The following is a 15,955-nucleotide window of genomic DNA, read 5'->3' on the forward strand; positions in this document are numbered from 1 at the left end:
GGTTATTCTTCCTGCTTACTGTTCCATGCATCTAAAACGGTAACCCGATCTTCATCACCGGGTACGAATCCTTCCAGATCTTCCAGATCAGTATTCCTGATATGTTTGATTGCTTCTTTCGCATTCATATCAGTTGAAACGGTTACTTCTTGCTCTTTTTCAGAAGATTCTTCCGACTTCTCTTTTGAGGTAGTTTTGGCAGCACCGTTTGTTGCAATTTTATTTATCTCGATTTGAGACATCGGCTGCCGGTGTCCGCGTTTTACCTGATATCCTTTGCGTCGCTTTTTCTTAAAAACGATGACTTTGTCAGACTTTACATTATCAACCAATGTAGCTTCGATCGAAGCACCCTCAACAACAGGCTTGCCGATCGTAACGTCATCACCGTCATTAATCAACAGAACATCATCGAATGTTAGTTTCTGATCAACTTCATCACTTTGTTTGTCAACAAACAGGACATCGCCTTCTGAAACGCGATATTGATGCCCACCTATTTTTACTACTGCGTACATCGAATCGAATAATTTTGTGTTGTAAATTCTTTTGGCTACAGAATGCCAAATATAAACTTTTCGGCGCTGAATACAAAGCCAAAAATGTTATGAATTATCGCTGTTAAAATTGTATTATTGTCAGTGAATTATCTTCCAATCAACAAATTGTAACTATGGCTAAAAAAGATTTACCCGACTTACATAAACAGGCATTCATGTTTAAAAACGGCAAGCGCTTACAGCACGATGGGGGAAGAGCGTGGAGCAAAGATTCGCAGCTTCATGAGGCCCGAAAGGGAGCCAATGGAAAGTTGAGAACGGTAAACTATAAAAAAGAGTCCGATCGAGTTGAAGAACCGGAAGGACATAAACCTTCTTATTAGAATGTGCTATCTGGTGGCAAGGCTTTAATTAATAAATCTGTTATATGAAATACGTCCGCCTTCGTGTATGGATCATTTTTGTCCTCGTAGTAGCTGGTGTTATTTTTTTGCTGAAATACTCATCTGGCGGACCGGGTATATACACAAGTCCCGAACCGATTAATGATTCACTTCTCACAGCTTCGTATCCTGATTTGTATAAAGCTGTTACAAACAGAGATGCTCAACAGCTAAAGCCATTCCTTTCGCATGAGCATCAAGAAGTACGTGATCAGGGGTGGAGAGCATTAGCCAATACGCCCGTTGATAATATTACCGAATTTATCGATCTGGCAAAGGAGCAAAACTCCGAAGTCGCCTGGTTCGGTATTAGTAATCATGAGCTTACCTCTGAGCATTTGAGGGATTTAGAGAGTAGCTGGACCAATAATCCCGATTTACGTGCGGGCATTGTGCGTGTATTGGGTCGCCAGGGAGATGAACAGTCGCTTAACTTTTTACTTGATGAATTGGATAGTGAAATCCAGAATCAATACCAGTTCGCTTTGGCTGTGGGGAGACTTGCGTTGCAATTTGATATCGATGAAAGTGAGCAGATCGGGATTATTCAAAACGCTTTTGATGCTGACGATTATGAAACAACGCGTGCATATTTGTATGGATGGTATCGGGGAGATGAGTCGGATTTATCAAAAGTTGCCAGTGATACCTTATTTAATCGCTGGCAGTTACAGGGGGCCGGTCTTAGCAGGATTGTTGATCAGTACGTGAACAAAATATTGCCGGAGCGTACGACAGCTACGATGGCTATTTATTACAATGGCGAACAAGAACTGAATAATCATACACAGCTGGCTTATGAGTTGGCAACATCGATAGGGAAAATTTCGCTTAATGATCGCAATTCACTGGCAGCAAAATTTTTGCTGACAAATGCCAATCCACATGTTCAGGTCCGTACCTTGCAGAGTCTTAGAGGAAAAATTGAGAAAGGGGATGACCTGCATAGTTATATAAGTGGAGAAATGATAACGGAAGATATGATAGCGGATGTTGCATGGTTGCAGGCAATACGGACCTTGATTGAGGTGGATCCGGAAATAGCGTCTGAACATATGGAAAGGCTAGAGGCAATTCCACAGCGAAATGCTTACCTGTGGCCTCAGACCTTGAATATTTATCAGCAGTTGGATTCTACTGATGAGCACCTGGAAAGAATGGAAGAGATTGTAAATAGCGAGGATACACTGGGTGCTATGGCTGCCGTTCAAAATATAAATGAATTTTGGCAGCAGTTTCCGACTGATGATAAGACCGAAAGAAGAGCTGATCAGATCCGTCATATAGTTTTCGAAGCGCTCGAGATGAGTGATCGCGGTGTAGCATTTATGGCGCAGTCGGTTCTTCAGAACGAGGAACTGTTTGATTCTGAGGATTTTGATCAGATTAACCAATCACTGACTGCCTTTTCACTTCCCGGCGATATTGAAGTTTATCAGACGTTTGGTTCGCTTTATAAAGAGCGCTTTGAGCAGCAGGCAAAGCCTGTCATCGATTCTTTGGCGGGATTAGACTATGCTCCGTTAAACCGCTCGCTGTCGGAATCTGGTTGGGATGTGCCGGTTCCAGAAGAGTCATCAACGGAGTTTCTTTCAATAGATTGGGGACGAGTCTGGGAGCTGGGACGCGAGCCGGTGTTGACACTGCGAACGCAGAAAGGTTTTGTCGAGATGCAGTTGAATACGCTCAGCGCTCCGGCTACTGTTGCTATGATTGACAGCTTAAATCGTGCTGGGATGTATGAAAATGTCCCGTTTCATAGAGTAGTTCCAAATTTTGTTATCCAGGGTGGTGACTTTGAGCGTAAAGATGGTTTCGGCGGTCCTGACTTTGTGATTCCAACAGAAGGATCTGAACAGGAGTTTGATCGTGGAGCTGTTGGGATTGCCAGTGCCGGTACGGATACTGAAGGCAGTCAGTATTTTATCATGCACCAGTGGAAACCTCATCTCAATGGCAGCTATACACACTTTGGCAGGGTAATAAGCGGTATGAATGTTGTTGACGATATTGTAGAGGGTGATTCAGTGTTAACCACTACCTGGTATTAAGCCCTAAACCATCGCACAAGCGCCTGCCCTTCGAAGCTTTAGGGTAGTTGGGTCCGATCGTGCTATGATTCAAGGGTTATTTTTCCATGTGAGCCAGGATTTTTGGGAGGGAAAAGGATTCCTAAGATACCCTGGAATGTTTGTGATCTCAATAGAAAACATCTTATTCATCCTGCCAATCCTATCATCTTGGTTCAAATTACTGCACCATCTTATCCAGATTCTCTCATTTTATAGCGCGAGCGTCCGCTCGTGCTAAAGTCTAAGTACTTTCTCCTTTCATATGAACCAAGACTTTGAATAGAAGATCAGTAAAGGATGATATGCTTTCAACATTTGGGTCCAAATCTCTGTACTGATGAGTTTCGCTGCTGTCATGCTCTTTATTAGCTCGTGTCATCCTGAACTAGTTTCAGGATCTACAGCTGGAAGTTATTATTAAGCTTGGGCAGGATTATTAAGGTATCATGGTTAAATCTTCAATAGAAAAACATCTTGTGCATCCCGTCTATCCTTTCATCCTGGTTCAAAACTACTTTACCATCTCCTCCAGATCCTTAAATATCACCTTAGTGTGAAATTCCCCCTTTTCGCCCATCGGATCGATCTCATCGGGCAGATGTTGTAGCTGTGTGACAAGACTTTGATCGAATGTTTCTCCTACTCTGATAAGATCCTGAAATTCTTCTTTGACTGCACTGATTCTAATCTCAATGGCTTGAAAAAGTAGTACTGGCAGCAGGTCATGAATACTTTTCTCCCAAATCGGGAACAGACAATTATATCCCATTTCACCGAATACTTTTTCACGCCACTCCCGGATATCCTGCAAATACCAATCCCCAAAAATCAAGTGCTCGATCGGTTCATCAATATCCTGAAGCTCTTTTTCTACACGTTCTAAGTAAATATCGTTCGGACATTTCGGTGGCAGGGGTACAGTAGTTAACGCGAGTCCCAGATCAGCAGCTTGTTTTTTGATATGCTCCAGTCGCACATTCTGATGAGGTACAATCTCATCCTGCTCATCGTATGTAGTCAGCAGCTGTATAGTTGCTTTCGGATTGGTTTCTCGATAAAAATGCAGAGCCAGATAAGCATCTTTGCCGCCGCTCCAAAAAAGGATATCCATAGCTTAAGAAATCAGAATGTGAGAATTCAGGAGTTTGAATTAATCTTTGATAGATTCTGAATTCTGACTCCTGAATTCCTATATTTAGATTCAAATTTCTTTTATTGTAAGATATTAAATTTCTGACTGTCCCGAAGGAGGGAGCAGTATAGATTCTTCAAGCTAAAATATAATTAAACCTGATGAGCAGCGAACCAACAACCGACACTAAAAAAGTACATCTGCGAACCAAAGGTATTTTGCCTGTCCAAAAGCTTCGGATTTTAGCTGAATCCGGTATTATTTCTCACGCCGATGGTTATCCGTTGCAGGACGATCAGTTCCAGCCTAATTCAATTGATTTACGACTCGGCGAAAAGGCCTATCGCGTTCGCTGCAGCTTTTTACCTGAAGATGAGTCGGTGAATCAGAAGTTAGACAAACTAAGTCAATATGAGTTTTCGATTACTGACGGTGCTATCCTGGAGCCCAATTGTGTTTATATAATACCACTGCTCGAAGAATTACATCTGCCGTCGCATATTTCACCACAGAAAACCTTGTTTAACGGAAGGAATAACGGTGTTGACTATCAAATCATATCGGGTGAACATTTGTCTGCCAAGGCCAATCCCAAAAGCACAACAGGTCGGCTGGATGTGTTTACGCGTGTCATTACGGATCATTCGCACCGGTTCGAGGAGATTCGCTCGGGATACAAGGGCAAAATGTATCTGGAGGTTGTGCCGAAATCTTTCCCTATTAAAATAAGAACTGGTCAGAGACTAAATCAGCTTCGTATTCGCCATGGCTACACCGTATTGTCGGACCAGGAAATTTTGCGTACGCATAGTTCCGATCCGTTGTTATTTAAAGAGAGCGGTGAGCCTGTTCCTGTTGATGATGTTAAAGTAAATAATGGATTGTTCTTAAGTGTAAATTTACATGCCGAGGAGCATAAGATTGTTGGTTACAAGGCAAAGAAGCATCGCGATTATATTGACCTGGATAAGATTAATCATTATAAGATTGAAGATTTTTGGGAGCCGATATATCATCAACCTGACGACCACCTGATCCTGGAGCCTGAGGCGTTCTATATTTTTGCCTCGAAAGAGCGATGTCGCATTCCTGAATATCTGGCTGCTGAGATGATTGCGTATGATACGGGATCCGGTGAGCTGAGAACGCACTACGCCGGATTTTTTGACAGCGGATTTGGAGGTCGTGTAGAAGACAAGGGGGCGCGGGCTGTGCTCGAAGTGCGTTCCCATGACGTGCCGTTTCTGATAGAAGATGGGCAGACGTTTTGCAGCATGAAGTTTGAACCCAATACTGAAATCCCGCACTTTGTTTATGGAGAGGATATAAAAAGCAATTACCAAGGACAGGAATTGCGGTTGGGCAAACATTTTAAGCAGGACTAAATGTTCCCAGGTTTGGGCTTGGGAAGGAAATTTATCAGTAGCGCGGGGAATTAATTCCCCGCGCTACGGTGGTACAAAATTCCAAATATGTTCGAGGGTACAACCCTCTCACAACAGCTGTTTTTTATGAGCAGGAATAACGTCACAAAGTGTATTTGTCACAAACGCACATTCAAAGAGGTAAGAGATTACGCAGACGAGCATAATCTCTCGTCCGTAGAGGAGCTTCAAGATCATGATTTTTGTAGCAACAGCTGCGGACTTTGTACTCCCTATGTCGAGCTGGTGCTTGAGACGGGACAACTGGAATTTAGCCCCGGTGAACCTTTTCGAAATTAAAATAACTGGATGCAATGAATGTTTTTTACGCTCCTCCATCCCAAATAAGAAATGGATTTGCAGAGCTTCGTGATCAAGAGGCTATTCATGCATCAAAAGTGATGCGTGCTCGTGAAGGTGACGAACTGGTGATTGTAGATGGGGCAGGGGGGTGTTATCGTGGACCTATTCAAAGAATTACGGAAGAGTCGGTACAGATTAATATTGAAAAAGAAGAGAAATCAGCTGCTCCTGAACCGGCTCTTATTTTAGGTATGGGAATCATCAAAAAAAGAGACCGTCTCGAATTTGCCATTGAAAAGGCAGTAGAACTGGGGGCAACACAGATCTGTTTATTCCGGAGCGAACATTCTATAAAAGAGAGTGTTCGCATGGATCGGCTGGAAACAAAGGCATTGTCAGCAATGAAACAGAGCCTGCGGGCATGGCTGCCGGATATTAATCTTTACGAATCTCTTGGAGAACTGTTGAATGCATATCCAACGGCCGAATTTTTAGCAGCACATGAAAAGGTGGACAGTGAAGGGAAAGCTGTGTTTGCAATGAAAAAAGAGGTTAATGAAGAAGTGTTACTCCTAGTTGGGCCAGAAGGTGGATTTTCATCGCGAGAAATTGATCTTTTGAAGGAAAAAGATGCAGAGTTAATTTCACTTGGGCCCAATCGGCTGCGCACCGAAACGGCTGTGGCAGCTTTCTTGAGTCAGTTTATATCCCCCATCGGATAGCTGGTTTCGCTATCCGATGGATAGGAGAGGCAGGATTTGAAGATTGAGAAAAAAGGTAGTAAATAGTTTTTATCATCCGCCCGACCGCAAAACCAGCGTCCGGACGGGAAGAGGTGACTTACTTCTAATCTTTGTTATTCATTTCTGACATTAGTGTGATTAGCAGCATATTCTTCCAGCTTTGCTACCTCATCCCACATATTCATCGCTTGGTCAATTGTATTGTCAAAGATATCATTAATGATAGGGTAGCGCTTTTTAAGTCCCCAAACCTGATGTGCAAGTTCAGCCTTCATAAGTCCTCTTGGCATCCACTGAATTTCTTCAAAATGTCCTTCAGGGACATACAAGGTATCGTTTTTAAAATTCGGTTTATTGAGCGTATCCGCTACCATCATATTTTCTTCTTGCAGACGTTTAAAAACATCCTGCATATCTTCGTCAGCCCATTCAAATTCTTCGCGGAATCGTTCATAATCATCTTCCCACTTACTGCGGAATTCCTCACCTTTGTTGTCAAGATAATCGCGGACAAATTCATACTCAATCCGATTTCGGCGCATGAAATTAGCAACAATGGCCGAGCTGGAAGTATCTTCCTGTACGATATGATCAGGCACAATACCGCCACCACCATAAACTGTACGTCCCGCATCAGTGGTAAATTTTAGCGAGTCGGGGACGTGCGAAGTAAACTCCGAAGCATCCCCCTCAGCGTCAAGATCTCGCTTATAGATTTCATAAGCATATTCCTCACCACCTTTATTGTCATAAGGTTTCTGAATAAGACGTCCCGACGGGGTATAGTATTTTGATATCGTTACCCTGATCTTACTGGAGTCAACAAGGTCATATTGTTGCTGAACCAGTCCCTTACCGAAAGTACGACGTCCAACTACCCAGCCGCGGTCGTGATCCTGAACCGCTCCACTTACAATTTCGCTGGCAGAGGCCGATCCTTCATCCACAAGAATAATCAGCGGCTTGTCTTTGAAAACACCGTCACGACGAGAATAATAAGCTGATGTAAAGCGTGTATGCCTGCTTTTGGTGGAAACGATTTTAGTACCTTTCGGAAAAAACTCCTCCGTGATAGCAATAGCCTGATGCAAATATCCACCGGGATTATTCCTAAGATCAAGCACCAAACGCTCCATACCCTCATTGCCAAGTTCCTCCATGGCCGTCATAAATTCCTCATGCGTAGTCTCAATAAAACGATCCAGCTTGATATAGCCCGTTATATCATCAAGCATATACGAAGATCCTAGAGAATATAAGGGAATGTCATCTCTGGTTATCGTGAAGTTTATAAGCTCATTGGTGTTGGGCCGTTTTATTGTAACGTCGACTTCTGATCCTTTTGGACCCCGCAGGGCATTGGTAACATCCTCGTTTTTATAACCTATGGCACTTTCCCCGTTAATTCTGATTATTCTATCTCCAGAACGAATGCCCAATTGATCACTGGGGCCGCCAGCTATGGCAGTAACTACCGTAATGGTATCCTGAATAATATCAAACTGAACCCCGATACCCTGGAATTTACCTGAAAATGAATCGTCGATGTTTTCGCTCAGTTCGGGCTCGATATAGATGGAATGCGGATCTAGCCCCTTAAACATAGCTTCAAGCGCATCTTCAGTACGTTTGGTCATGTTTTCATCGGGAAAATTGTTTGAGATATAAAGATATGCTTCCTCGAATTTTTCAGCTGATTCTCTGATACTATTTATCTTAATATCTCCGAAAGCAGTATCTGCAGGAGTGCCTTTAAGCTCGGCAGTACTATCTGAAAGATTAGACACCAATCCGCGAATACTATTTTTATAAAGCTCTGTTATATCAACCTTATCCACATAATTATCGACAACACGCCGCTGAGATTGCACGTATTTCTTGATATTTTCTTGATCATTGTTATCTCCGGGTATGATACTTTCAACACCAGCCAACCAGAAGATCGACAGAACAGTTAGAATCGCGAAGTTTGGGGCTAAGAATTTTTTAATGCTCATAGTGCGCTTATTGATGTTTATAAGATATACTTCTCAACGTTAGCAATAAGGAATAAATTATTCCAGAATTAGACCAAAATATGTTTATAAATAGATGAATATTTTAGTTATGTCAATAATGAAGATTTAGAGTATATATTGACTCAGATCTTTATCTTTAACAAGATCGTCAAGCTGTTTGTTCACATAGTCTTTGTCAATGGTAATCTCTCCCGAACCGATATCATCGGGAACTGCAAATAGTAACTCGTCCAATAGAGATGAGAGGATTGTATGCAGCCGACGTGCTCCGATATTTTCTACACTTTGATTAACCTGTGCCGCAATGGATGCTATTTCTTTAAGTGCATTGTCGGTAAATTCGATTTCTACACCTTCGGAATTAAGCATTGCCTGGTACTGCTTGGTCAGGGCATTTTTGGGCTGTGTCAGGATGTCAAAGAAGTCTTCTTCGGTAAGCGAATTCAGTTCTACCCGAATAGGCAGACGTCCCTGAAGTTCTGGAATAAGATCCGACGGCTTGGAAACGTGAAAAGCACCAGAGCCGATAAACAGCATATGATCTGTCTTAACCATGCCGTGCTTTGTAGATACATTACTTCCTTCAATGATCGGCAGCATATCGCGCTGTACTCCCTGTCGGCTTACATCGGGTCCGCCACCGCCTTTGCCGTCACCGGATGATTCGGCGACTTTGTCAATTTCATCAATAAAAATGATCCCCTGTTTCTGCACGCGCTCAAGACCTTCCTGGACGGCAGAATCATGGTCAATCAGTTTTTCAGCTTCTTCGTCGAGTAGGAGTTCGCGAGCCTCTTCAATAGTGACTTTGCGCTTGGTTTTTTGTTGACCGCCCATGTTGCCAAGCATATCCTGCAGGTTTATACCCATCTCTTCCATACCGCCTTGTGGACCAAAAACCTGCATCATCGGTGATTTACTGGATTTTTTTACCTCAACTTCGATCTTCCGATCATCCAGTTCACCATTACGGAGTTTTTCCCGAAATTTTTCGCGGGTTCGTTCATTTAATTCTTTGTCAGAAGCCTGTTCGGGATTAAAATCTTCATTATTTGATTTAAATCCTGTAGAATTATCCGACGGACTTTTTTTGACAGGCGGTATCAGAATATCCAGAATACGCTCTTCGACAATTTCCTTAGCCTCCTCTTCAACGCGTTTGCGCATCTCCTCTTTTACCATATTTATAGAGATGTCCGTCAAGTCACGAATCATCGATTCCACATCACGTCCCACATACCCCACTTCTGTGAACTTACTGGCTTCAACTTTTATAAAAGGAGCATCGGCCAGATTTGCCAATCTGCGGGCTATTTCTGTCTTACCTACACCCGTTGGACCAATTAGCAAAATATTATTGGGCATTATCTCATCCCGTATCTCTTCATCGGCATTCATTCGGCGCCAGCGGTTACGCAGTGCAATAGCGACCGACCGCTTGGCTTTATCTTGACCGACGATATATTTGTTCAGCTCTGCAACGATTTGTTGCGGGGTCAGATTTTTTTGTTTAACAGTTTGTTGTAAAGTACTCATCAATCTTCAATTTCTAGAATGCTAAGATTATGGTTGGAGTAAATGCAGATGTCGGCAGCTATATTCAGTGCTTTTGTAACGATCTCACGGGCCGATAATTCTGGCGCATTTTGTTTAAGGGCGCGGGCGGCAGCTAGTGCAAATTGACCTCCACTACCTATAGACAAAATTTTGTCATCAGGTTCGATGACATCGCCCTGACCTGATATGATCAGTGCTTCATCTTTACTCATAACAGCTAAAAGTGCTTCAAGTTTTCGCAAAAATTTATCTTTTCGCCACTCCTTGGCCATCTCTACAGCGGCCCGTTGCAAGTTGCCGTTATACTGATCTAATTTTTCTTCATACTTTTCAAAAAGAGTAAAAGAATCAGCTGTTGAACCGGCAAAACCAGCAATAATTTTTCCTTCATATAAACGTCGAACTTTCTTAACAGTAGCCTTCATAACGGTATCTTTCATAGTAGCCTGTCCGTCACCACCAATAGCTGCTTCGCCGTTGTGGATGACACCCAATACCGTAGTAGCTTTCAAATCAGGTAAACTCATTTAAATAGTGTTGTGTTTCAATTTGATTGTAATTCCTTGCATAAGAGTCAGGAGTCGGATTTATAATACTTTGACTTTGAACCGCTTTGAGAGGTTGTTGGCCGTGGTTCCCGGCTATCGCGTTTTTGTCGCCCTTTAGAACCGTCTTTATCATAATAATCGAGATCTTCACGATCCTGGCGTTGACCGCGGATATCCTGCAGTTCTCCATTTTCGCCGGCAATTAATTCATCAATATCTTTTTCCTGCATAACAACGTCTGTTATGTCAATGTCTGAGCCGGCTATGGTTGCTTTATATTCATTTAGTGAAATTGATTCGTCAGCAACTAATGTAATTTTTAACCAGTATCGGAACATCCATTTTCGCCGGATACTCCACAAACCTTTTTCAAGATATGCTTTCAGGTAAGGGTTGATATAGATATCAACAGCGCGATAGTCCGTGGTAGTGCGGAACTTGCTGAGCCATGCATCCAGATCGGCAATAATGGTATTTTTAGTAACTACACTACCCGAACCTCCGCAAGTGGGGCATACCTTCGATACAGAATTTACAACGCTGGGTCGGATTCGCTGCCGGGTGATCTGTACAAGGCCAAAATCGCTCATGCCAATAACATTTGTCTTGGCAGGATCTTTCTTGAACTCTTTCTTAAGTTCATCATAAATCTTCTTGCGATTTTTATCGCTGCGCAGATCAATAAAGTCCACAACAATGATACCGCCGATATCGCGCAGACGAAGCTGTTTGGCTACTTCACGAGCCGCTTCGAGATTTGTCTTGAGCGAATTGTCCTCCTGTTTTTCTTTGGCGGCATACGGACCAGAGTTAACATCCACCACATACATCGCCTCAGTTTGTTCAAAAATCAGATAACCACCGGAAGGCATTCGCACGCGGGGACTAAAGATAGAATCGACATCTTTGGCGATTTTCATGAAATCGAAGATGTGCTCGCGTCCTTTGTAAAGCTCTACATTGGGCAGCATTTGGGGAGCTACCTGGCTGACATACGACTTGATTTTCTGATGCATGTCGGGATCGTCAACCAGTACGCGATCGTACTGTTTTGCAAACAGATCGCGGACAAGGCTCTCGGTCATATCGAGATCATTATAAAGCAGCTCGGGTGGTTCAGCCGTTTCAAGTTTTTCAAGTATGCCTTCCCATTTTTTGAGCACATCGCGCATATCATCTTCAATAGCCTGCTCATCTTTGCCTTTGGCTACCGTCCTGATAATTACACCGAAGCCTTCAGGCACCATTGAACTGACAATGTTTTTCAGTCGTCGTCGTTCTTTGTAGTTGTTGATCTTTCGTGATACAGCCACATAGTCGCCCATGGGAATAAGCACCAGAAAACGTCCGGCTACAGTTATATCCGTAGAGATACGAGGCCCCTTAGAACCAATGGGTTCCTTTACGATTTGAACCAGTAGTTTTTGACCGGGTTGCAGAATTTTACCGGCCCAGTTCTGTTTCTCGTAGTTCGAGATTTGATTGAAGTCGGTCTTCTTAAGCTCATCCCGTACATTTTTGGGAATAGCATTACGGCCATTGAGCATCTGTACATATTCCTTCAGATGATCACCGGCATCCGAAAAATGAAGAAAAGCATCTTTCGGGGTACCCATGTCAATGAAGGCTGCACGGATCCCGCTCATTACTTTGTGAACCTTCGCTAAATAGATATTACCAACAGTACGTTGGTTTTCATCAGATTCGATAAACAGCTGAGCAAGTTCGCCGTCTTCGAGCAGAGCTATACGTGTCTGCTTGCCCGATGCGTGAATAATGATTTGGTTTTTCATTGAGATATTCCTGTTTCACGCAGTTGCTGTCTTCCGAAAACTTAATCCTTATCAAAAAATCAATAGGTTTCATAGCTACAATAGTCTTGAAATTCGTACATCTTAGCGGGAATTCAGCAACCGCTAAATTAAAATTCCTGTTAGGAGAAAAATTTGTTTGAGTATGTCTGTGGTATGCAGAGAGGGGAAGGTCTTGCAGTGAATCAAAACCATACAGCGCATTCATAACTTGCGCTGTAATTTTTTGCCAAAAAGACAATAAATGCTTTAAAAAAGCAGAAAAAAGTTGAAATAAAACTTGTGTAGTTGTCAGTTGCTGCAAAGTCAAACCTGGCTAATAAAATTTCTCTGGATACCTGTACAAAAGTATCACAATAATATACAAGTAGTTTTACTATTATGTAAACGGTAAAAAGCCAGAGTACATTATTTATCCCTGTATCCCTTTTTTGTATCCTGCCTTTTTGAGATCGGAGATGAATACTTTGGCTTCGATATTTATAGAGTAATTTTACAAGAATTTGCTCGTTAGACTTTCCACATCACCAGCCTAACAATTCTTTATAGTCTTGTAATAGGATCCTAAAAAAGAACGGAACCTAACATATCATTTTACTATAAAAGGGCATTAAATCTTATTACAGATTGAACGGTTTATAATGGTAATCTAATCCAAACTCTTGGTAACTATGTTACAAACTAGCTATTCAGGCCTGGTATCCCTTGCAGAATATTTATCAAAGAAAGAAGATGATATATTAAAAGATTGGGAGAAATCATTACAGGGAGAAGAACAAATCACCAATTTGATCTCTCTTTCCAGAGAAAAGTTTTATGATCATATCCCTTTGTATCTTAATAAACTGTATGATATCCTTAAAAACAATGAAAGTGCAACGGAACCAGTGGCCAGGGAACATGGTTCACTAAGATGGCAGTATGGATTTGACCTCAGAGAAGTAGCGAAAGAATGGGCAAGGTTGCATGATGTACTGATGGAATATACCAGTCAATTCTGTGTGGAAGCAGATCTGGATATAAAAAAACATGAAGAAGCTCAAAAGATCATAAGTGATTTGATTCATGACGGAATCATGAACAGTATTAATGAATTTTATCTTTTGCAGAATAAAGAGGCAAAAGCTAAAATTCATCATTTGTCTACCGCGCTTGAACAAGAGAAAGAAGACAAAATCGATCACAATGAACAACTGCAGCAGACTACCCATGATTTAAAAGGATTTATGTATTCATTACAGATGGGATTCTCACTTCTGCATGATCAAAATATGAGTGATAAAAACAGGGAAATTATAGATGAAATGGCACTGGCTTCTGAAAATTTGGCCGAAATGTTAAATGACTTGCTCCAGCTCTTTCGATTAGAGTCAGACCAGGAAGAAGTGGAACTTTCTCGTTTTAACGCTGCAGAAATGTTGGCGGATTTGTGCGATAGCTTACAACCCTTAGCTGATACAGATAAACTTGAGCTAAGCTGCCAAGGAGAGAAGGAACTTTATGTTGAAAGTGACAAGAAAAAATTAAAGCGGATAGCTCAGAATCTATTGATTAATTCACTAAAATACACCAATAAGGGACGAGTTGAAATGAATTGGAAAAAGGGTTCATCTAATTGGGTACTAACAATCAGTGATACGGGGCCGGGATTTTCAGCGACCAATAAGGACAATTGTGACGGTGAGGGTATTGGTCTGTTGATTGTACGTAAATTATGTAAATTATTGGATGCTATTATCGAAGTAGAGTCGGATTCCCAAAATGGTTCGCTCTTTCGGTTAGTCTTTCCTTTGAAGTATTCTACAGTGCAGTAATAGTTCACATCTGATGAACTAAAATGTTTACTGGATTTATACTTTCCTGACTGGAGGTTTTGCCCAATGGCTTGTTTTATTCATAGCGCTTTCTAAGACTGGTGTTTGGGGAACAATAGGGTTCGGTGATAGGTAAAACGGCCTAAGATTTATTCACCTATCATTCAATGAAGATATCTGACGAATCTTACGTCGAAGAATTTAAAATTCTGGCTAATTACATAAAAGAAAAGCAGGATCAAATTCTGGAAAAGTGGGAAAAACAGCTTTATGATGAAGGACAGGCAACTAAATTAGTTGAGCTCTCGAGGGAGAAGTTTCATAACCACGTCCCTGAATTTTTAGATTTATTGTGTGACCGCCTCCGCAACAAGCAAGCTTCACCCGAAGGTATTGCCAAAGCACACGGAGCCCACCGCTGGGAACATGGACTTGATCTGCGTGAAGTCTCCAGGGAATGGGCTGCACTGCACGAGGTATTAGCAATGTGTATCAATTCTGCTGTTGAAACCCGCTCCATCAGTTATGAAGTTCAGAAAAAGGCTCATGCTATTGTTGCAAAACTTATTCATGAGGGTATTCAAAATAGTATAGATGAATTCTATCAGTTACAGGACCGGGAAGCAGAGGCTCAGATGAAGGATCTTGAGTCAGCTCTTTCAAAAAGAGAATTTCAGGGCGAAAACCTGCAGCAGACATCTCATGATCTAAAGGGAATTCTGTTTTCACTCCAGGTAGGATTTTCACTACTTGAAAATAAAGATCTTGATGATGATATAAGGCAAGTTTTAAATGAAATGTCACTGGCGGCTGAAAGTCTCGAACAGTTTTTAAACAATCTGCTTGATCTGTTTCGCCTGGAGGCTGGAGAAGAGGAGATGAATATTACCTCTTTTGATATAGCCACAGTTTTCTCCGAGATGTGCGACAGTCTTCGTCCTCTGGCCGAGTTTAAAGATCTGGATTTGAGATGCGAGGGAGAAGAGACCTTTCAAATACAGAGTGATCGCAGTAAAATACAACGTATAGCCCAAAACCTGCTGATTAATGCACTCAAATATACCGAAGATGGTCATGTGGATATTAGTTGGGGGTTAGAATCTGATGATGACTGGTGTCTAATTATTAGTGATACTGGTCCGGGGCTTTCCAAAACGAGAGCGGCATCTTTGTCTACAGAAACAGATGACCGTCAGAAAACGGATTCCAGCGAAAAATCACACGGCGAAGGCATTGGGCTGCTTATTGTCCGTCGACTTTGTAAGCTTTTGAATGGTGTTATAGATATCGATACGGCTCCAGGAGAAGGGACGACATTCAAATTAATTTTCCCGCTTAAATATAATGCTGATTATTAAGGATTTATGCCTGTCATTCGACCAGGGGATGCAATGTTGTAGCTGTGAGGGAGCTCTGCTCCTGAAGCTCATTTGGCTATCAATTACTGATTGTCCCCATAGCCCAGCCTCAAAAGGAATGCTATGACTTTTTCAAGTGTCAAGCGGCTTTTTTTTCCCGGTCAAACCGGGAGGTGTGATTCGGATCGTAAGATTCGCCGCTATTCCATATAGCACATATTAGAGTAATTAA

Annotated in this window: 13 protein-coding genes; 7 read left to right on the forward strand and 6 right to left on the reverse strand. The window is 42.0% G+C overall.

Annotated elements, in window-relative coordinates:
* Positions 1 to 2: 2 nt before the first annotated feature.
* Positions 3 to 518: a 50S ribosomal protein L21 gene (rplU, locus tag ACT3ID_RS17330; protein WP_491543323.1), complete on the reverse strand. Its 516-nt coding sequence runs from the start codon at positions 516 to 518 to the stop codon at positions 3 to 5.
* Between the two features lie 155 nt (positions 519 to 673).
* Between rplU and ACT3ID_RS17335 the strand changes: the two genes are divergently transcribed.
* Both ACT3ID_RS17335 and ACT3ID_RS17340 read left to right on the forward strand, forming a co-directional pair.
* Positions 674 to 883 (forward strand): hypothetical protein, encoded by a 210-nt coding sequence (locus ACT3ID_RS17335; RefSeq protein ID WP_491543324.1) that lies wholly within the window; start codon positions 674 to 676, stop codon positions 881 to 883.
* Positions 884 to 927: 44 nt separating this feature from the next.
* Positions 928 to 2,994 carry a peptidylprolyl isomerase gene (locus tag ACT3ID_RS17340; protein ID WP_491543325.1) on the forward strand — a complete coding sequence of 689 codons (2,067 nt, stop codon included), beginning with the start codon at positions 928 to 930 and terminating at the stop codon, positions 2,992 to 2,994.
* Positions 2,995 to 3,526: 532 nt separating this feature from the next.
* Here the strand turns inward: ACT3ID_RS17340 and ACT3ID_RS17345 are convergent.
* Complete coding sequence (locus ACT3ID_RS17345; protein WP_491543326.1) at positions 3,527 to 4,126, reverse strand: Dph6-related ATP pyrophosphatase; 600 nt, start codon at positions 4,124 to 4,126, stop codon at positions 3,527 to 3,529.
* A 182-nt stretch (positions 4,127 to 4,308) separates the two neighbouring features.
* Here ACT3ID_RS17345 and ACT3ID_RS17350 point away from each other — a divergent pair, with 182 nt between their 5' ends.
* The 3 genes from ACT3ID_RS17350 (at position 4,309) to ACT3ID_RS17360 (ending at position 6,596) form a co-directional block, all read left to right on the forward strand.
* The gene (locus ACT3ID_RS17350) at positions 4,309 to 5,532 is read left to right on the forward strand and encodes a 2'-deoxycytidine 5'-triphosphate deaminase (RefSeq protein ID WP_491543327.1); all 1,224 of its coding nucleotides are present in this window, start codon (positions 4,309 to 4,311) and stop codon (positions 5,530 to 5,532) included.
* 126 nt (positions 5,533 to 5,658) lie between these two features.
* Entirely contained in the window at positions 5,659 to 5,871 is a 213-nt protein-coding gene (locus ACT3ID_RS17355; protein ID WP_491543328.1) for a (2Fe-2S)-binding protein, read from the forward strand.
* A 14-nt stretch (positions 5,872 to 5,885) separates the two neighbouring features.
* Positions 5,886 to 6,596: an RsmE family RNA methyltransferase gene (locus tag ACT3ID_RS17360; RefSeq protein WP_491543329.1), complete on the forward strand. Its 711-nt coding sequence runs from the start codon at positions 5,886 to 5,888 to the stop codon at positions 6,594 to 6,596.
* Positions 6,597 to 6,730: 134 nt separating this feature from the next.
* Here the strand turns inward: ACT3ID_RS17360 and ACT3ID_RS17365 are convergent, their stop codons facing one another.
* The 4 genes from ACT3ID_RS17365 to ACT3ID_RS17380 form a co-directional block, all read right to left on the reverse strand.
* On the reverse strand, positions 6,731 to 8,614 hold the full coding sequence (locus ACT3ID_RS17365) for a S41 family peptidase (protein ID WP_491543330.1): 1,884 nt from the start codon (positions 8,612 to 8,614) through the stop codon (positions 6,731 to 6,733).
* Between the two features lie 126 nt (positions 8,615 to 8,740).
* Complete coding sequence (gene hslU / locus ACT3ID_RS17370; RefSeq protein ID WP_491543331.1) at positions 8,741 to 10,171, reverse strand: ATP-dependent protease ATPase subunit HslU; 1,431 nt, start codon at positions 10,169 to 10,171, stop codon at positions 8,741 to 8,743.
* Positions 10,171 to 10,719: an ATP-dependent protease subunit HslV gene (gene hslV, locus ACT3ID_RS17375; protein ID WP_491543332.1), complete on the reverse strand. Its 549-nt coding sequence runs from the start codon at positions 10,717 to 10,719 to the stop codon at positions 10,171 to 10,173. The genes hslU and hslV overlap by 1 nt, the downstream gene beginning before the upstream one ends.
* A 47-nt stretch (positions 10,720 to 10,766) precedes the next feature.
* Positions 10,767 to 12,533 carry an Rne/Rng family ribonuclease gene (locus tag ACT3ID_RS17380; protein ID WP_491543333.1) on the reverse strand — a complete coding sequence of 589 codons (1,767 nt, stop codon included), beginning with the start codon at positions 12,531 to 12,533 and terminating at the stop codon, positions 10,767 to 10,769.
* 689 nt (positions 12,534 to 13,222) lie between these two features.
* On the opposite strand from ACT3ID_RS17380, the gene ACT3ID_RS17385 reads away from it, so the two are divergent.
* Both ACT3ID_RS17385 and ACT3ID_RS17390 read left to right on the forward strand, forming a co-directional pair.
* Positions 13,223 to 14,365 (forward strand): sensor histidine kinase, encoded by a 1,143-nt coding sequence (locus tag ACT3ID_RS17385; RefSeq protein ID WP_491543334.1) that lies wholly within the window; start codon positions 13,223 to 13,225, stop codon positions 14,363 to 14,365.
* A 167-nt stretch (positions 14,366 to 14,532) separates the two neighbouring features.
* Positions 14,533 to 15,723, forward strand: coding sequence for a sensor histidine kinase (locus ACT3ID_RS17390; protein WP_491543335.1), 1,191 nt, complete (start codon positions 14,533 to 14,535; stop codon positions 15,721 to 15,723).
* The last annotated feature ends 232 nt before the right edge of the window (positions 15,724 to 15,955 follow it).

It is taken from the genome of Fodinibius sp. GM108 (genome assembly GCF_058386985.1).

What these genes read in the sequence shown, in the direction of transcription:
- rplU (WP_491543323.1), bottom strand. Translation starts at nt 518, where the DNA reads ATGTACGCAGTAGTAAAAATAGGTGGGCATCAATATCGCGTTTCAGAA.
- ACT3ID_RS17335 (WP_491543324.1), top strand. Translation starts at nt 674, where the DNA reads ATGGCTAAAAAAGATTTACCCGACTTACATAAACAGGCATTCATGTTT.
- ACT3ID_RS17340 (WP_491543325.1), top strand. Translation starts at nt 928, where the DNA reads ATGAAATACGTCCGCCTTCGTGTATGGATCATTTTTGTCCTCGTAGTA.
- ACT3ID_RS17345 (WP_491543326.1), bottom strand. Translation starts at nt 4,126, where the DNA reads ATGGATATCCTTTTTTGGAGCGGCGGCAAAGATGCTTATCTGGCTCTG.
- ACT3ID_RS17350 (WP_491543327.1), top strand. Translation starts at nt 4,309, where the DNA reads ATGAGCAGCGAACCAACAACCGACACTAAAAAAGTACATCTGCGAACC.
- ACT3ID_RS17355 (WP_491543328.1), top strand. Translation starts at nt 5,659, where the DNA reads ATGAGCAGGAATAACGTCACAAAGTGTATTTGTCACAAACGCACATTC.
- ACT3ID_RS17360 (WP_491543329.1), top strand. Translation starts at nt 5,886, where the DNA reads ATGAATGTTTTTTACGCTCCTCCATCCCAAATAAGAAATGGATTTGCA.
- ACT3ID_RS17365 (WP_491543330.1), bottom strand. Translation starts at nt 8,614, where the DNA reads ATGAGCATTAAAAAATTCTTAGCCCCAAACTTCGCGATTCTAACTGTT.
- hslU (WP_491543331.1), bottom strand. Translation starts at nt 10,171, where the DNA reads ATGAGTACTTTACAACAAACTGTTAAACAAAAAAATCTGACCCCGCAA.
- hslV (WP_491543332.1), bottom strand. Translation starts at nt 10,719, where the DNA reads ATGAGTTTACCTGATTTGAAAGCTACTACGGTATTGGGTGTCATCCAC.
- ACT3ID_RS17380 (WP_491543333.1), bottom strand. Translation starts at nt 12,533, where the DNA reads ATGAAAAACCAAATCATTATTCACGCATCGGGCAAGCAGACACGTATA.
- ACT3ID_RS17385 (WP_491543334.1), top strand. Translation starts at nt 13,223, where the DNA reads ATGTTACAAACTAGCTATTCAGGCCTGGTATCCCTTGCAGAATATTTA.
- ACT3ID_RS17390 (WP_491543335.1), top strand. Translation starts at nt 14,533, where the DNA reads ATGAAGATATCTGACGAATCTTACGTCGAAGAATTTAAAATTCTGGCT.